Here is an 18,099-nt window from a genome sequence, read left to right on the forward strand (position 1 = left end):
ATACAAGGCGGATGGGCCGGCAGAGTCAGTTTCCCTCTTTAAATGGGTGCCGGTTGATCTTTAAAATAGCGCTTACATCATACGAATGTGCACTTCATTAGGATAAAAAGTGACCCCGGGTTGAGGGGATCTAAGATGGCGGGCGGCAAAAAAAAGGATGCGCAAGCCGCCATGCGGTCTTGCTGCATCCTTTCGTGGAATTCCTTATTATTCGCCATACTCGCTGCGGTGCGGCCGGGTCTGGCCGGCCTTCCCCTCTTTTGCCCCTATTCGAACCCGCGCAGGATATCCTTCGCCGCTTGTACGCGGGACGGCTCCACGGGCCTCAGGTTATCTCCGTCCCTGCGCAGGGCCGATCCGAAATGGACCTCCGGAACGCCCGTTGCCTCGATGAACTCCTGCAGCACCGGCACGGAAAGCCCGTATCCGGCGAGAATCGCGGTTCCCGTTCCGCGGGACGCCTCGACGAGCCGCTTGATTTGCGGCGCGGACTTCGGCGCCGGCAGCGGGCCGCCGGACGTCAAAATGCGATTGATTTGCGGATAACCGGCAATCACCTGAAACGCGGTCAGCTGATCCTCGATCTCGTCAAAGGCGCGATGAAACGTCACGTTTAAGCCTTCCGTGTCCTGAAGGAGATATTCCAGCGCTGCCGTGTCCACCTTTCCGTCCCCGGTCAGGGTGCCGAGCACGATGCCGGCCGCGCCGCTCGCCTTGATGAAAGCAATGTCTTCCTTCATCGTTTGAAGATCATGTTCGTCGTACACGAACGACTGGCTGTGGGGGCGGACCATGACATGGACCGGGATGCTCACCCGGCGCACGACTTCCCGGATCAACCCCGGTCCTGGGGTTAACCCGCCTTCCAAAATGCCGGTAACGAGTTCGATCCGATCAGCCCCGCCTTGTTCCGCTATGAGCGCATCCGTCAAAGTCGTGGCAATGACCTCAAGCTTCATCGGGAAGTCCCTCCTTCGCCCGTTCCCGCCGCGGCCCGCTCGCACACGAAATCGGCGAGCAGCCTTACGCCGTAGCCCGTCGCTCCCGTCACTTTGTATCCGCGCGAGCTGGGAACTTGAACGGTGTTCGCCATGTCGATATGGCACCAACGCGCTTTCCCGTCCACGAAACGGCGCAGGAACAGCGCCGCCATATTCGCGCCGCCGTACGGACTTGACGCCAGATTGGCCATATCGGCATAAGGGCTGCCGAGAAGCTCTTCGTCTTCGTCCACCAGCGGCAGCCGCCAGATCCGATCCCCGTTGCGGTCGCCGATACGCATCAGCTGACCGGTGTATTCATCGTCCCCCCATACGCCGGCAACTTTCAGGCCCAGCGCGTGGCCGACCGCTCCCGTCAGCGTCGCCACGTCGATGATATGCCGGGCGCCGCAGCGGAGGGCATGGAGAATCCCGTCGGCCAGAATCAGCCTGCCTTCGGCATCCGTATTGACGACCTGCACGGACAGGCCATTCGGGTATCGGATGACGTCGGACGGCAGGAACGCGCCTCCGTCCGGCACGTTGTCGGCAATCGGAATGATGGCCGTGATGCGGGCCTTTACCTCAAGGCGCGTCAGCAGATCCATCGCGCCGATCACCGCCGCCGCGCCGCCCATGTCAAAGCGGGCGTCGCTTAAATCGCGGGCATCCTTCAGGTTCATGCCGCCCATGTCGAACGTGATGCCTTTGCCGACGAGGGCCAGATGTTCCGCATGCGGATCCCCTTCGTAGCTGATTTCCACCATCGCGGGCGGATGCTTGCTGCCTGCGCCTACCGCCAGCAGTCCGTTCATCTGACGCTGCTTCAGCTCCTCCCCTTGATAGACGGTAAGCTTGACGTTCCGGCCGGCAAAAACCTGCCGGATCCGGGCCACGAAAGCGGAAGGGTTCAAATCGCTTGCTGCTTCGTTGCACAAATCGCGGGCAAGCGCAGTCGACTCGGCGCGCATGCGTCCAAGCTCCGCTGCCGGTCCGTCCTCCGGTCTGCTTTCCGGGCTTATCCGAACCCGTTGGATCGGCTTCGGTTTGGCACTTCCTTTGTATTTGTTGAACGCATACGTTCCGAGCTGCCAGCCTTCCGTCCAGGCCGTGATCGCTTCCGCCGGCCACGCTTCGGAACCGAACAGGTCCATGAAACCGTCCGGGTTCAGCTCCGCCGTCGTCCTGCCGATGTCCTGCATCGCCCGGCCCGCGTTACCCGCCGCCTCCCGCAATATTTCCATCCTGAAACGCTCCCGGGCCCCGAGGCCAATGACTAAGATATCCTGCTCTCCGGCATGGCGTCCGTAAAACCAGGTCTGCCCGCCGCGCTCCTTCATTTTGGCCGAAAGCGGAAGCGAAGGGGCGTATTCGCCATCGCTGAATACAAGTTCTATCATGACTTCCGCTTGGGCATGTGTCCCCGTATTGATCTCCATTATCCATGCATCCCTTTGCAAAAAGATTTGTGCCTAGCAGCCTGTTTAAATCTCCAAGTTTCCAAGTTCGTTTAAGGCGCGCGCGTATATCGCCGTGCATCGCAGCAGCAGCTCGATATCCATGTATTCGTTCGGCTGATGGGCCGTGGATTCCATCCCCGGAAACAGCGGACCAAACGCGACGCCCATCGGGAAATGGGCCGCATAGGTGCCGCCGCCCGTCGACAGCAGGTTCGCCCGCTCGCCGGTTTCGGCCTCGTAAACCGCCTGCATGGCCTGGATCATCGGATGGTCCCCCGGCACATGGTGCGGCTTTTTCAAGCTTGGGGGCTCCATGGCCAGGCGGTGCTCCTCCAGCTTCACCGATATGCGCTTCAAAATCTCCTCATAGCTGCCGCAAACCGGAAAACGCAAATTCATATAAAAAAACGTTTCTCCCCTCGGGTCAAACTGCAAAATGCCGCTGTTGACGGTCAGTTTCCCGCTGAGTTCATCCTCCATCGCAATGCCCAGGGCACGCCCGTGCACATCGTCGTACAAAAGCGTATCGACGGTATGCAGGTAATGTCCTGCGCTTTTGCCCCATGAATAGTTTTTCAGGAAATGAATCAGCGCTAGCCCCGCATTCATCCCCAATTCGGGCTCCATCCCATGCGCGGCTTTTCCCGCCATATGCAGCTTGATGGCCTGCTCCCCGGTTTCGACTCCGCCTTTGCATCCGTTATCGTTGCAATATGCTCGATACGCCTGCTCCAGGGCTTGGAGGGCTCCCTCTTCACCCGCAACGATCGCCTCGGCCGCTTCCGGAACCATATTGGCGACGATGCCGGACCGGAACGAAAGCAGTTCGTACTCCCCCTTCGCATCCGGCGTTTCCGGCTCCTGCGGGAACAGGATTCGGGTATTGATCTGCCCTTTTTCGGCGCTGACGATCGGAAAATCGGCGTCCGGCGTAAAACCGAATGCGGGCATCGGCTCCAGCTCCTTATATTTCTCCATGCATCGGTGCGTTTTTTCCTCATCCGTGCCGAAAATGAGGCGGATTCGGTGCCTGAGCGGCAAGCCGAGATCCTTGACGATTTTTAATGCATAAAAAGAAGCCATCGCCGGCCCTTTATCGTCGATCGCCCCGCGGGCAAAAATTTTGCCGTCGCGAACGTCGGGCTCGAAAGGAGGCTTCGTCCATTCGCCGGACACGGGCACGACGTCGAGATGGCTCAACACCGCGATGTAATGCTCGGCATCCTCCGGGCCATATTCGGCGTAACCGACATATCCGTCCAAGTTCCGCACGCGGAAGCCCTCGGCAGCGCACAGGTCCAGCATAAACCGGAGCGCCTCCCCGATTCCCCTGCCCATCGGCTGCCCGGGAGCCGCCGTTTCGGCGTCGTAGACGCTCGGAATCGCCAGCAGCCCTTGTAAATCGTGCAGGATCGCCGCTTTCCGGCCGGACGCTTCCTGATACCAATCCATTATTTTCAACCCCTTCTTACCGACCCGTGACGATCGACTTTAGAATACAAAAGAAGCTTTCCGCTCGCCGACGAGGACGTGATTGTCGTTTTTGATTTCCTTCGGCACCACCGCATACAATCTGTCGATCGTCTCCCGATTGCCGTAGCCGATTTGCTCCAAAATGGATGCGACGATGATCGGCCAAGGTGTTTCCGAACCATCGATGACTTTCAGCGCAAAGGCCATGCGTTCCCGGATCAGCGAAAAACAGTAGACGCCCTTGGCTCCGCCTTTGGCGACGATATTCGGATCGCGCAGCAGCTCGGAACAGATGAAATTGTGGCTGGCGATGCTGTCCGGCGCATCATGCATATACGCCGTCATCCGTTTAACGGCCTCGCGGGTGGCTGCATCCGGGATCAGGTCCGGGCAGGCCAGCTTAAGATACGCTTTGGCGATATGCTTCAGCGGCAGCGCAAAAACCGGGAACCCGCAGCCGTCGACGCCGACCTCGATCCGATCGGCCGGGTATTCCGCCATATCCGCGAGGGCCTGCAAAATTTCCTGCTGAATCGGATGGGACGGCTGCCAGTACGTTTCGGTGTCGTATCCCGACTCCCGCGCCGCGGCAATGATGCCGAAATGTTTGCCGGAGCAATTGTGGTAGATCCTTCTCGGCGCCTTTCCCTCGCGCATGCAGGCGAACTTCGGCTCGTCGTTCAGCGGATACGTAGGGCAGGTCAGCAGTTGTTCCTCGGCCAATCCGATTTTGCGCATGATCGACTCCAAAGCTTCGATATGATAAGCTTCGCCCCGGTGGGACGCGGCGAACATCGCCGCCTCGGCGGCGGTCAGGCCGTATTTTTCCGCGATGTTCCGTTTCATGACGGGAATGGCCTGGAACGGCTTCGCCGCGGAGCGCAAGTAGGTGACATGCTCGGCGCTGCCGATCTCGTGAACGACCTCCCCTTTGTCATTGACGCCGCACAAGACGCCCAAATGAACGTTTTCGAGCACGCCTGCGCGGTATTCTTCCACTAATGGTTTGAAGTACATGTTGGTTCCTCCGTTTTTGGATTGGATTGTTCCTAGTTTTGCTCCATCTGCTCGATTTGGCTGGCGATGTCCAGGAAACGGCCTTGCGCAAGCAGGCCCGATCCGATGATGACGCCATCCTGTTCGAAAGCAGAATAGGCGATGCGGAACGTGCCGCGCAGCGGCTCCCATACGTATTCGCTCATGCATTTTTCGGCGATGAACGCCCTGACTTCCGGATAACGCTCGACAAGCTTGCCGGTGAGGATGACCGTATCCGGATTGTACATGCAGGCGACGTTGCCGATCGTGACCGCGATAAAAGCCATCGCCCGGTCCACAATGTCCGCGGCCCACCTCTCTCCGTCCCGCCTTGCCTGAAACAGCTCATCCAAGGATGCGACCGGCTTGACTCGGGACGCCTGTTCGATGAGCGCGGCTTCGGCGATATAAGTCTGCAAACATCCTTTTTTGCCGCAATCGCATCGCAGGCCGCCCGGGTCGACGACGGTATGGCCGACCTCTCCCGCGCTGTTGGACTCGCCCCGGTAAATGTCGCCGTCGATGATCAGCGAGGAACCGACGCCGCTGCCGAAACCGATCAACACTGAACGTTTCGACCCTTTGGCCGCCCCGTACATATGCTCCGCGAGCGACTTGACCTTCAGTTCGTTGTCCACCGCCACCGCAAGTCCGGTACGCGCCTTCAGCAGCCCGGCGATGTCGGCCTGCTTCCAGCCCAGCTGGGCCGACAGCACAGCCTTTCCTCCGGCATGATCGATGATCCCCGGCAGCCCTACGCCGATGCCGACGATTCTCCGGCGGTCCAGGCGCTCATCGTCGATCAAGGCGTTGATCCCTGCCGCGATGCTGCCCAGCGTCGCTTCGGAGCTCTCCTCTGCGTTTCTGGCGATGCTTTTGCCCCCGATCACGCTCCCGTCCAAATCGACGGCGCCCATCCGGATGACCGTTTTGTCGATTTCCACGCCGACCGATAACACCGACTTCGGGTTGACCTTCAGCAAAATCGCTTTGCGGCCGACGCTCGTCGTCTCCTGCTCGATTTCGTGCATGAAATCGAGGTGATCCAGTTCGGCGACGATCCGGCTGACCGTTGTCGGGCTCATGCCCGTCAATCGGGCGATCTCAGCCCGCGACAAGGGCGAATGGTTTTTGATGATTTCGAATACGGTCGTCCTGTTTTTTCTTTTGATAAAATCCTGGTCATGCTTTTGCATGGACGGACTGCTCCTTACCTTAATTAATTTCTCCAGTGGTGTTATTAATTGAACTTTAAAAGGTTTGCCTAGAGCTGTCAATCCTTTTTACACAAACTAGTTCTTGAAAATTTTCATGAAAAATAGAATAATTACAGTTAGTATTTTCATGGATAGAATCCTACAGAAAGGTTGTTTATACAGCATGAATCCATCCAAAACGAAACCCGAAAAACCGAAAGAGCCGTTTCCGGTTTCGATCCTGTCCCTGACGGTAGGCGCCTTCGCGATCGGCATGACCGAGTTCGTCATCATGGGCATCCTGCCGAACGTTGCCGAAGATTTGAACGTCAGCATCTCCACCGCCGGGCAGCTGATCACCAGCTATGCCCTCGGCGTCGCCATCGGAGCGCCGATTATGACGATCCTTACCCACCGGCTGCCGCAAAAGCTGCTGCTGTGCCTGCTGATGCTGGTATTTATCCTTGGCAACGGCATCGCGGTCATCGCCCCGAATTATGATGTGCTTATGGGAGCACGGATGATCAGCGCGCTTTGCCACGGCACGTTTTTCGGGGTCGGCGCCGTCATTGCGGCCAATCTCGTTAAACCGCATAAACGGGCCGGCGCCGTCTCGATCATGATGGCGGGACTCACCATCGCGAACATTATCGGCGTACCTGTCGGTACCTTTATCGGCCAGCATTTGGGATGGCGGGCTTCGTTTGCCGCCATTGCGCTGATGGGCGTGATCGCGCTGATCGGCATCGTCGCTTTTATCCCGCGCATCCGCCAGGATCAGGCAGCCAGCCTGACCAAGCAGTTCAAAGCCCTCGCCCAGCCGAAGCTGCTCGTCATGCTGCTGGCCTGCGCGGTCGGCAACTCCAGCCTGTTTGCGGTGTTCACGTACATCGCCCCATTGCTGGAGCAGGTTACCGGGTATCATGAGCGCAGCGTGACCTGGATTCTCGTCCTGTTCGGCATCGGCGTGACCGTCGGGAACATCGTCGGCGGGAAGCTGGCGGACTGGAAGCTGATGCCGGCGGTATTCGGAATTTTCTTCAGCCTGTGCGTGCTGCTGACCATCTTCACGTTTACGGTCCACAGTCCGGTCGGCGCCGTCATCACCATTTTCCTGTGGGGAGCCGCCGCGTTTGCGGTTATGCCGGGCATTCAGGTCAAAATCATGAACCTGGCGCAGGAGGCCCCGGCGTTAGCCTCCACCTCCAACCACTCGGCAGGCAATCTGGGCAACGCGTTTGGCGCTTTTTGCGGCGGATTGGTCATCAATCATATGGGATTGACTGCCTTACCTTGGGTCGGCGCGGTCATGGTCGGGTTCGCGTTTGTGATCGCCCTGGCCGTTTACCTGTCGGAACGCAAGCAGCACATGCCGCTATCGGTGCATACCTCCGGCAAACACATGTAACGAAAAAAGTTGCCCCTCCGTGAACACAAACGGAAAACGGGCAACTTTTTTTTTCGCCTTACCCTTTGACCGAACCGATCATGACGCCTTTTTCGAAATATTTTTGCAGGAACGGGTATAACACGAGGATCGGCAGCGACGACACGATTATGACGCCGTATTTGATCTGGTCCGCGTAACGCTGCGCATAACCGCCGGCAGCCCCGCCCGTGCCCGCCCCGTTTTGGAACGCCTGGTTGGACAGCAAAATGTCCCTCAGGACGATTTGCAGCGGCTGCAGGTTGTTGTCCCGGATGTAGACGAGCGCGGTAAAAAAATCGTTCCAATGCCCGACCAAATAATACAGCGCAATGACGGAAATCATCGCTTTCGAAAGCGGCAGCGCCACCTTCACGAAATATTTGAAATGCGAGCAGCCGTCCATCATCGCGGCTTCGTACAGCTCCGGCGGCAGCGAGCTTTCAAAAAACGTCCTGGCGATGATCAAATAAAAAACGTTGACGCAAAACGGCACAATGAACACCCAAACCGTATTCGTGATATGCAGATCCTTCATGAGCAGATAGGTCGGGATCAGCCCGCCGTTAAAAAACATCGTCACGACGAACAGAAACATGATCACCCGCCTTGCCTTGAATTCCCTCCGCGACAAGACGTAAGCGGCCGGCATCGTAAACACCATATTGACGAGCGTGCCGAACAGCGTGTAAAAAACGGTATTTCGGTATCCGGTCCAGATGCGGCTGTCCTGAAAAATTTCCTTGTATCCGAACAAGCTCAACCCTTTCGGAAACAGCAGCACTTTGCCGGTCGCCACCAGCGTGGAATCGCTGAACGACGCAATCACGATGAAATAAAGCGGATAAGCGATGACCAGAAAAATAAGCGTGCATACCACGAAGAGGGCCATCCTGAAAAGAAGCTCCTTGCCGTCCATGTTTTTAAGCGCCATCATGGATATTCCTCCCTTTTAGGCGAATCCGTGTCATTAGTACAAGCTCGTATTGGACACTTTTTTCGAAATGGCGTTGACGCCGAACAAAAAGATAAAATTAATGACGGTATTAAACAGGCCGATGGCCGAAGCGTAGCTGAACTGGTTGGAAATGATCCCGATTTTGTACACGTAGGTGGAAATCACTTCGGAAACGGGCAGGTTGAGCGAATTTTGCATCAAAAATGTCTTCTCGAACCCGGTGCCCAAAATGCTGCCCATGCTGAGAATGAACAAGATGACGATCGTCGGGACCAGCGCCGGCAAATCCACGTAGCGGATCATCTGCCACCGGCTGGCGCCGTCCATTTTGGCCGAGTCGTACAGCTGCGGATCGACGGTGGACAAAGCCGCCAAATAGATGATGCTGTTCCAGCCGCAATGCTGCCAGATATCGGACAACACGTACACAGGGATAAACGTATTCGTCGAGGCGATCAGGTTGATATGTCCAAGCCCCATCGCCTTCATCATATGGCCGACGACGCCGGTTTCCGGCGACAGCAGCACGTTCATCATGCCGACCAGAACGATGATCGAAATAAAATGAGGCAGGTAAACGACCGTCTGCATCACGTTTTTCATCCGCTTGCGCCGGATTTGGTTCAAAGTGAGCGCCAGGATAATCGGGGCGGGAAACCCGATCACGATCGTCGCCAGGCTGATCAAAAACGTATTCCGCATCAAATCCACGAACAAATAGCTGTCGATAAACTGCTTGAAGTAGTGCAGCCCCCGCCATTCGCCGCCGGTAAGCCCTTTCGAAAAATCGTAATCGCGAAACGCGAGCTGAATGCCGTACATCGGAATATAGTTGAAAATAAAAATGACGGCGATGGCGGGCAAAATCATGATCCACAGCTGGTAATCGCGTTTGAGCGTCTGCAGTCCTCCCCGGTTGCGCATCGGAGCATCCCCTTTCTTCTTGCGGGGACCTCCGTGCCGCCGCACATAAGGAGTGCGGATGCACGAAGGTTCTCACCGCTCAGACTTTTATTGGTTTTGCTTGTATTCGTCGTAATACTTCTGCATGATTTCAAGGTTTTGCTTCAGTCCGGCTTTTTCGCTTTCCTTGACGTAGGTGTCCCACTCGGCTTCGACGCCGCCTTTCGTGACCCATTTCGCAAAGCTGGTGTTGGCAAGATTCATGACGTTCGTATTGTTTAACGCCATCGTGTTGTTGTCCGCCGTCGAATATTTCATGAACGTACTTGGCAGCACATCGTTGTCGACGTCGATTTGGATCGCTTCAATCGGCTTGGACTGTCCGATAACCTCCTGCATGTCCTTGCCCAGCGTCAGCTTGAGCGAGTCCGGAATATAAAAAGCGCCGTTGTCCGCCATGGTCGACGTCCATTTCCACGTGCCGGGGTCCATGTTCGGATCGGCCGGCGGCAGCACGGCGTAAGAGCCGTCCCCGTTATCCTTGATGTTCGGACCGATCGACCCGAAGAGCACCTGCATGCCGACCTCCGGCGCATACAATTCGTTGATGAACCGCATGGCCGCTTCTTTGTTTTTCGATGTGGCCGACATGACGATATGATTGACGCCGTAGTTCAACGAATTGTAATCATAGCTCCACGAAATCTCGCTGTCCGGCGCAGCTTTCGGCGGCGTTATCGACGTATACTGCGGCGCAAGCTTTTCGCCGAACCGGTCCGACGCCACCCACCCGAGCGTAAAGCCGACCTTCGCGGTATCCCCGTCTCCGCGGGCGACCGATTGATATTTCGTGTAATCATGCGTGAACACTTCCGGATTGATGAGGCCGGCTTTGTAAAGCTTGTTCAGAAACATGACAAGCTCTTTGTAACGATCGTCGGTCAGGAAGTTTTTGACCTTGCCGTCTTCGACGAAGTAACCTTGCGGGCTGCCGTCGGTCAGGGTCATGCCGGTACCGCCGAGCAAATATGCCGCGTTGAAATATCCGCCGATGCCTCCCGGCCAATCCATCGGAATTTCGTCGTTCGGGTCGCCGTTGCCGTTGGCGTCCTTCTCCTTGAATGCGACAAGCACGTCGTACAGCTCATCCCAAGTGGTCGGAACCTTCAGACCGAGATTGTCGAGCCATTTTTGATTAATGTAGAGGCGGGACGCGGAGCTTGGCCAGAACCGCTGGTATTTCGGCAAACCGTAAATTTTGCCGTCCGGTTGCGTTGCAATCCGCTTCGTGTCCGGTTTCTCTTCGAACATTTTTTGAACGTTGGGCGCCTGATCCAGCATGCCGGACAAGTCCTGGAACAATCCCTGGAACTGGGCGAAATCGGCGTCCGTGATGACGTTTGGTCCGACAAACAAATCGGGCACGTCCCCGCTTGCGAGCATCGTTCCTTTCTTTTGCCCCCAATCCGCTGTTATTTCCTGCCATTCGATATCGACGCCGGCTTTTTCCTCGACCTTCTGCAGCCACTCCATCTCCGCCAGCGGCTTCGTTAAAGCATGTTTCGTCATGATCGCCGTCAACTTTACCTTCTTGCCGCTGCCCGCAGGATCGGTCGATGCACCATCCTCGGCATTGCCGCCTCCCCCCGAACCGCTGCAGGCCGTCATGACGACGGACGTTGCCAAGAGAACCGACGTGAAACCGATTACTTTTTTTCGCATGCCAAATCGCATCATTTTGCCCCCTCATAAAAGAATAATTCGAAGATGTTCATCTCATCCGGATGGGATGTCCGCGAAGGACGCGTCCGTCCCTTGCCACCACTTTAATCGCCGGCGCGAACGGCCGTAAACGAACAGTTTTCAAACCATGCGCATTTATTGAAAAGCTTGAAAACCGGCAGCCGTCAAACCTTGCGGGAGCGGCATTTTCCGGCAGATTCAATTTTTGAATATGTTCAAAAAACGGCACCGGCATGGGAAGGACGAACCGCGCTTGAAGGCGCCGCGCCCGCTTGCTCTTCATCCCGGAAAAGACGCAAAAAGGCCGAGTTCAGGGGCTGGCTTATTGCCCCGAATCGACCTTCAATGTTTCCTGTAGCCGCGCCGTATGGATGCCCCTTCACACCGCCTTATGCGTTTCCCGGTATTGTCCCGGCGTCGTACCCACGATTTTTTTGAACGAACGTATAAAACTCGACGTATTGGAGAATCCCGTCTTGCGCGATATTTCATCCAGCGTCTGATCCGTCTCGCGCAGCAGCCGCACCGATTGCTGAATGCGCTGCAAGTCGATATATTCCTTGAAGTTCTGACCGAAAGTCTTTTTGAAATAATGGCTGAAATTCGAGGGCGACATCTGAAAATAGTCGGCGATCAGCTGCAGCGAGAAATCAGGCTCCATCCCCTTTCGCTCGATAAAACAGACGATTTCGTCCCGCGAAACTTTGCGGGAGGACGGCAGCGTGCTTTGGATCATGTCGCACAGCTTGCCGCAGCTCTCCCTGACGATGCCCGCCATTTGTTCGAACGTATAACGGTGCCGAAATGCCGCATCCGTCAGCCGGAGCAGGTTGGCATCATCATGGCTGAACCGGTGCAAGCCGTTCAGGATGACGCTGACCGTGTTCAAATAGACGCTCCGCACGACATGCGGCGGCGCCCCTTCGCTGCCCATGCCGGCCACCAACCGCTCCACGATGGATTGAACCGAAGCGGCGTCGTTTTTTAATATCGACAGCTCCAACGATTGCAGCAGTTCGGCGAAGTAAGATACCGTTCCTGCCTTCGGGGCTTCCATCTCGCCGAAAAAAAGCACCTGGCGTTCGCGGCGGAAGCGCAATTGCTCGGATGCGCGCACCGCCTGCAAATACGATACGTGAACCGCTTCGACCGATTCGAGCTTGCCCGGTATGCCGGCCCCGATAAACACGCGGCCCCCGGTTTCGGCCTCCAGCTCTTTCCGCACGTCATCAAGAAATGCTTTGATCGCAAAATCAGGCGCAAAGGAACCGATAAAGACCATTTCCTGATTGTAAATGCTTTTAAAAAAATAACATTGAAGTCCCTTCTCCGGCCGCTTTTCGATCTGCCGGAGCAGGTTCGCCGCCCCTGCGAACGCCTGCCCGCCGGCATCCGATCCTTCCGCCGTACCGCCTGCTTCAATGGACAAAACCGCAACAGCCATGGCCGGATGCGGAAAGGCGATGCCGTAAGCCTCCGCTTCGAGGCAAAACGTCTCCCAATCGGGCGCCCGGCCGCTGACGAGCTCGAACAGCAGATTTTCCCGGATGATCGGGATCGTCTGCTTCACTTTCGCATCCAGCGTATGATTCGCCGATGCAAGCTCGCCAAGCGCATAGCGGATCGTTTCGATTTCGCCGAGCGGCTTGCGGTCGGCAGGCTCGAAAATATGTACCGCCAAATCGACGAGCCTTTTGATCGGATGGTAATTTTTGCGGATCGAAATATAAATCACCAGCCATTCGAGGAGCAGCATGAGCCCGATCAAAAGCACCGTGTTGCGCTGAATCGTCCGAATGCCGTGCAGCGTCTCGGTAACCGGCAGCATGCTTACATAATGCCAGCCGTTGGTTCCCGACAACGTGTGCGACACGATGTAAGATTTGCCGTTCACCCGGTAAATGCCGCCTCCTTCCGAACCCTCCTTCAGTTCCGGCATGAGGCGGCGAACCCCCTCCGTTGCGGCGTCATCCGTTTTCTCCGAAGCCAGCAGCTGGCGGCCCTGCTCGTCAAAGATAAAAAATCGGCCCGTATATTTCTCGGAAAGGGATTGAATCATGCGTATCACCGTGTCTTCGCGGACCATGATCAGCACCGCGCCCGGCGGATCGTATCCGCCGACCGGCAAAGGGAAAGCAAAAGTCAACATGCGGACGCGGTTGCTGCCCGGGATGATGACGTCCTCGACCGGACGGACCATCGGCGCTTTCAAATGCTGCAGCGTCTCGAACATTTCCCGGCGCGGCCAGGTTTCGTAATAATATCCGATGCCCGGCTTATCGAAATCCTCTTCCTTGTAAGCGCTTCCTGTTTTGGCGAACAAATAACCGCTGCTTTCGATGTACAGCAAGGTATTGTCGATCAGACCGTCCGTGGCGTTATATTTGCGCATTTCATTCGCAATCAGGACCCGGCCGTAGTCGCTGTTGTCGTACATTTTGATTTCGCGGTTTTGCACGAGTTCGGAAGGCAAGCGGTAAACATATCGCATCAAGGTATCCATCGAAGTCATCAATTGTTCCGTAATATGGGTATTCCAATCCGTATCCTGCTGCTTCACGACTTCGGTTGAATGCGGATAATAATAAACGAGGATGATGGAGACAGGGAATAAAAGAACGAGAAGATAAGAGGCAAGAAATTGAGTCAACAGACGATTCCGTTTTTTTCTCAATGGACAACCACCTTTCTTTTACCGGGCGTGTGAAGCGGCAAGGATGGTCATTTTCTCATCGTTAATGGATATTATACCAACTCGCGCGAAAAAATGGTACGTACAACTTATGTTGAAAATTCAGTTGTATTTACAGTCATTTCCTGCCGGGCACGCTCTTGCTTTGGCGAAAGGCGGCATTGCACATTTAATTTTATGGGCTTGGGAACCCGCTTCTTTTTCAGCACCTCTTTTTCCGTACATGACGTACTTATGAGCCCCCCAATGGAACAGGCAAACCGCCGGCTAAAAACCGTATCCCTTCTTTCGGGAGGCCGCATACCATCATTTTCTTAAGCAAAAAACGACCGCATGAGACGGCGTGAATTTAAGCGCTTTAACTTTTGCTACTTGTCGCTTCCCTCCGCCAGTGAAACCGGCTGGTTTTGACGTTCGATTCCACGATTCCCCTGAACTGCGCCCGATCCTGTTCCGTCGCAAAACCATCCTTCGGCACGATGAACGTCCGGCTCGACGACAGCAGAATCAAAAACAAATTCCGGGATTCGCGCACCTCATAAATATCGCTCCAGCGGACCTTGGCCGATTCCGATTCGGATGCGTATCGAAAGCCCGACTCCGAAAACATGAACGTATGGCGCTGCCGCATCAACCGGTCGCTGAAAAACGCTTTTACGGATTTCCGGCGAATGCTCCACCCGTACGCGAACCATAAAATGACGCTGAGCAAAACATCCAGCAGGAACGCGATCATAAACTCCATGCCGGTCCGGCTCTCGTCGACCAAGAGGACAATCCCGATGACCATCAGAAAAAACACGACAGCCAGCATCAACCTGGACGTCCTCGTAAAAAAGAGGTTCACCTCCTGCACGTCCTTCAACTCCAGCGCGGCTTCAACGATGATTTCATGATTCAAGCGGTCCTCCTCCTTTGGATCAAACTTCCCCTTACTCCTAAAACAACGCAAACGTTGCGAGGTTAGGGCCGGTCACGCGGAAGCCCAAAGTTTAGGCCGGGAGGCCGGGGCAAACCCGTAGAGTTTCCATAAAACCTTCGGATTTGCCTCCGTTTCCTTGCCTGTTTAATGCGGAACCTGGGAGCTGAAGTCGTCCCGGCTCGATTTGTCCGCATGGTAAAAGAGAATATCGCCGTCTTTCAGCGCAAAGCGATGGCCGTAAGCATCCTGGATGCTCCGGTTAAAACCTTCAAGCTGCCACTGGTTCATCAGCGGGGCATGAATGTATTGCAGATGGGGATTTTTCAAATTCCCCTGCTGGATCGATTCAATGTTGAAGTTCACGATGATATACCCGTTTTTGAGAAAAATAGGAGACTTGCTGTCCAGCCCGCCGTGCGTGCGCCCGTATTCGGCCACGTTCAATCCCGCTTCCACCACGAAGGGTTCGGCCGGCAGGGAGTATTCCCCGTACCATTTTTGCACGGAAACATGGGCGCGTTCCGGATCGACGGACGCCGGGATGTTTCCTTGCAGCCTGAGAAACGTCCGGAGCTGTTCCGGCAAAATGAGCAGGCTGTAGCTGCCGACAGGCGTTTTTTGCTTCGTAAAGGACTGGATATAGTTTTGGATATATTCGTTTTTGCCCATGCTGCCGGCTTGTCCGTAATGCCCGTATTTGTAGTCGGCGGTATCGCGGAGCTCCGTGGCCGGTACGTTGCGCAGCCGGTCGTTCAGGATGACGTAACGCTTGACCTGGTCCTGCGCCGAGCCGATTTTGACGAAGTTGTTTTTGCTGGTGTTGTAATAAAGGTCTACCGGAATGCGGGTGTCGCCTTTGGCGTTGACGGCTTTGCCGTCCTTCCGGACGAAATAAAAGCTGGGCGTGATCCGGATGCCGTCAAGCGGCCCGAACATGTTGCCTTTGGTTTTGAAATCGAATTTGAAATGGTAGCCGGTTTTGACCGATACGTTTTTGTAACCTTGCAGCGGATGGCTTCCCGGCCTTATCGGCAGCGTATACACCGCTTTATTGCCGCGGGGCTCCCCGTCGATCAGGTTTTGGCCGACCCAGTAGGACACCCCGGTTGGATTCGCGCTGCCGGATTGGGTGCGGAATACCTTTTCCCAGTTATAATCGGCGATATCGGTCACATGGAAATCATACAGCCTGCCGATCACGTCCACCGGGATGACGTCCGTGGCCGCATGATGGGCCAAATTCAGGTTGGCGTGCGATTCGGAGGTATAGTCCGGAGGAGCGTTTTCCGCGATGGTGCGGAACTGGATGTCGTAAAAGCCTTCGTCCACCCACACCGGCAAAAAAAACGTCTCCGCCGTTTGCATGACCGGAATCGAAACCCAGGTGTTTTTCGGAATAAACCGGCTTTTATCGGCGGTATACACATCAAACGGAAACTTGACCTGCTTGTCCCGGATGTATTTGGCGTAGTCCCGGTTGCCGTATCCTGGAATGTTGCGGTGCTGTCCGCCGGTCGGCATGTAAATCGTAAACGGCCGGTCCAATATGGTCGCGTTGCGGCCGGCGGCCGGATTCGTTTTTTGGTTATGCGCCCGATCATCCGTCGTGGAGGCGTAAATGACGACCGGCGTATGCACCGTCACCGGGTTGATGCCCGGGATCGGGAAGGATCGGTTCGAACCCCCGTTGATGCTGCCGTCCATCAGGTTGTAAAAGATTTCGCCAGTGCTGGGCTGGCTGTTTTTGTTCGTTTTCGTTTTGCTGATCACATGTCCCGGACTGTACAAAACGTTGTCGTTAATCATCGTCGGCTCCGGAATCCGGCTTGGCGTCGGGCCGTTTTCCTGGGTGCGCGCGCCGCTGATGATCGTCTGGCCTTTGAACACCAAAGAATCGTTCTGGACCTCTACCTTCTTCACCGCCTGCTCCGCCATGCCCTGAAAAGCGCCTTGCTCGTTCGGCACGCTAGGTTTCGTTTTGCCTCCTGACTTGGTTTCCGAGGGAGCGGTCAGCGTCCCGGGCGGGTCCGGCGGGAAGTAGTTCCCGTCCTGGGTGGCCGCATATTCCGGCGGATGATAGCCGGCCGGCTGAATCGTCACCGTATCCCAGGCGTAGTTGGTCAGCGTGGCCCGATCGATATCATAAACTTCGAGATTGTCGATTTTCCAAAAAGAATACGGGCGCTGAATCGTGTAGGTGTACTCCCTGTCTTCGGTTTCGCGCTGCGGGTCGGGTTCTTCATGGCTGCCTTTGCCGTCGGGGTTCGGCACTGTTTTGCCCGGGTCCCATTCCAGGATGTACGTCTTTTTCACCTTGACCTCAAACGTGCAGACGCCTTTCATCTGAGTGAAGGCATGTTGGTATAAATACTCCTTCGCTTTCACGTTCCCGTACAAGCTCTCGGAGGTCGGAATCCCCTGCAGCACGTCGAACTTCTCGCTCCCCCTGCTGTCGGCTTTAATGACCGCGGACACGTTCGGGTCCATCGTTTTGCCATTCACCGTCTGGGCAGGAGCAGGCTTGGTGCATGTAGGTTCCGCCGGTGGCTTAGGTTCAGGTTCGCAGGATTGGCCGGGAGGGCAGCCGTTGTCGGTGCCGTCCTTCTTTTTGTAATACATAAACAGCGTGTACTTTTCAAAGGTGCCGTCGTAAGTAAAGGAATACGGATTCCCCGGCGTGATATTGCCGCTTGGCGAAGCGTCCGTCGTTGATTTTTTAAATCCAACGTATTCGTAATCCGGATGCGTTGGCGGCGTGAAGGAATAATCCTTCCCTACGACCATCTCTTCATCGATCCGCGGCGTAAAAACGTTTAGCGGCTTCGCGTCGGTCGTGAAGTATTTGACGTTGAGTTGGGAGGCGAGTTCGATTTTGAAGAGCATGGGGACAAAAATCCGGTATGCTCTGACTTCAGGAGCACATGTGGGGCATTGCTCGTTTTTTACATCTCTTGGATTGGCAGCATCAAGAAGCATATTTACTGTGATCGGGATGGTCGTCGTATCCGTTCCAATTCCCTGTTTGCTGAATGGTCTTATGTCTGCATCTGTTGTACCGATGCTTACTGCGTCTCCATAATCCGAGTATGAATCCGATCTAGATTCTTGAAAATAAACTTCCGGATCGGCAGGATATTTATAAATCCGTGCTTCAACATTCTTTATCTTCCGGTTAGGAAACTGAAATTTGTAGGTGAAGGTCGCCTCGCCTCGCATTCCTTTGTTCGGCTGTCGTCCTCCATCCGTCCAAGATCCATCCGTGCTCCTCCACATTTCGTAATACATCATGCCGACGAAATATCGATAAT

At 55.5% G+C, this 18,099-nt stretch carries 12 protein-coding genes; 1 reads left to right on the forward strand and 11 read right to left on the reverse strand.

Features of this window, described 5'->3' with window-relative positions:
- Window positions 1-266: 266 nt before the first annotated feature.
- The 5 genes from MKY58_RS20495 to MKY58_RS20515 are packed head-to-tail and all read right to left on the reverse strand — an operon-like array spanning window position 267 to window position 6,147.
- Entirely contained in the window at window positions 267-959 is a 693-nt protein-coding gene (locus MKY58_RS20495; protein WP_339321871.1) for a copper homeostasis protein CutC, read from the reverse strand.
- Entirely contained in the window at window positions 956-2,419 is a 1,464-nt protein-coding gene (locus MKY58_RS20500) for a leucyl aminopeptidase family protein (protein WP_339321872.1), read from the reverse strand. The genes MKY58_RS20495 and MKY58_RS20500 overlap by 4 nt, the downstream gene beginning before the upstream one ends.
- 45 nt (window positions 2,420-2,464) lie before the next feature.
- Window positions 2,465-3,892, reverse strand: a complete 1,428-nt coding sequence (pepV, locus tag MKY58_RS20505) for a dipeptidase PepV (RefSeq protein ID WP_339321873.1) — start codon at window positions 3,890-3,892, stop codon at window positions 2,465-2,467.
- 39 nt (window positions 3,893-3,931) lie between these two features.
- Complete coding sequence (locus MKY58_RS20510; protein ID WP_339321874.1) at window positions 3,932-4,930, reverse strand: asparaginase; 999 nt, start codon at window positions 4,928-4,930, stop codon at window positions 3,932-3,934.
- Between the two features lie 32 nt (window positions 4,931-4,962).
- On the reverse strand, window positions 4,963-6,147 hold the full coding sequence (locus MKY58_RS20515) for an ROK family transcriptional regulator (protein WP_339321875.1): 1,185 nt from the start codon (window positions 6,145-6,147) through the stop codon (window positions 4,963-4,965).
- A gap of 184 nt (window positions 6,148-6,331) precedes the next feature.
- Between MKY58_RS20515 and MKY58_RS20520 the strand changes: the two genes are divergently transcribed.
- Window positions 6,332-7,555, forward strand: a complete 1,224-nt coding sequence (locus MKY58_RS20520; protein WP_339321876.1) for an MFS transporter — start codon at window positions 6,332-6,334, stop codon at window positions 7,553-7,555.
- Window positions 7,556-7,613: 58 nt separating this feature from the next.
- Here MKY58_RS20520 and MKY58_RS20525 read toward each other — a convergent pair whose 3' ends face one another.
- The 6 genes from MKY58_RS20525 to MKY58_RS20550 all read right to left on the reverse strand — a co-directional run bounded on the left by MKY58_RS20525 (window position 7,614) and on the right by MKY58_RS20550 (window position 17,674).
- Window positions 7,614-8,507: a carbohydrate ABC transporter permease gene (locus MKY58_RS20525; RefSeq protein WP_339325214.1), complete on the reverse strand. Its 894-nt coding sequence runs from the start codon at window positions 8,505-8,507 to the stop codon at window positions 7,614-7,616.
- Between the two features lie 36 nt (window positions 8,508-8,543).
- Complete coding sequence (locus MKY58_RS20530; protein ID WP_036711825.1) at window positions 8,544-9,455, reverse strand: ABC transporter permease subunit; 912 nt, start codon at window positions 9,453-9,455, stop codon at window positions 8,544-8,546.
- 87 nt (window positions 9,456-9,542) lie between these two features.
- Window positions 9,543-11,156, reverse strand: coding sequence for an ABC transporter substrate-binding protein (locus tag MKY58_RS20535; RefSeq protein WP_339321877.1), 1,614 nt, complete (start codon window positions 11,154-11,156; stop codon window positions 9,543-9,545).
- Between the two features lie 400 nt (window positions 11,157-11,556).
- Window positions 11,557-13,851, reverse strand: coding sequence for an AraC family transcriptional regulator (locus tag MKY58_RS20540; protein WP_339321878.1), 2,295 nt, complete (start codon window positions 13,849-13,851; stop codon window positions 11,557-11,559).
- Window positions 13,852-14,227: 376 nt separating this feature from the next.
- A complete protein-coding gene (locus MKY58_RS20545; protein ID WP_339321879.1) occupies window positions 14,228-14,770 on the reverse strand; it encodes a YcxB family protein in 543 nt (180 codons plus the stop codon).
- Between the two features lie 165 nt (window positions 14,771-14,935).
- Window positions 14,936-17,674: a DUF5704 domain-containing protein gene (locus MKY58_RS20550; RefSeq protein WP_339321880.1), complete on the reverse strand. Its 2,739-nt coding sequence runs from the start codon at window positions 17,672-17,674 to the stop codon at window positions 14,936-14,938.
- Window positions 17,675-18,099 lie beyond the last annotated feature (425 nt).

This window comes from Paenibacillus sp. FSL W8-0194 (assembly GCF_037969745.1).
Taxonomy (GTDB): Bacteria; Bacillota; Bacilli; order Paenibacillales; family Paenibacillaceae; genus Paenibacillus_AQ; species Paenibacillus_AQ cookii.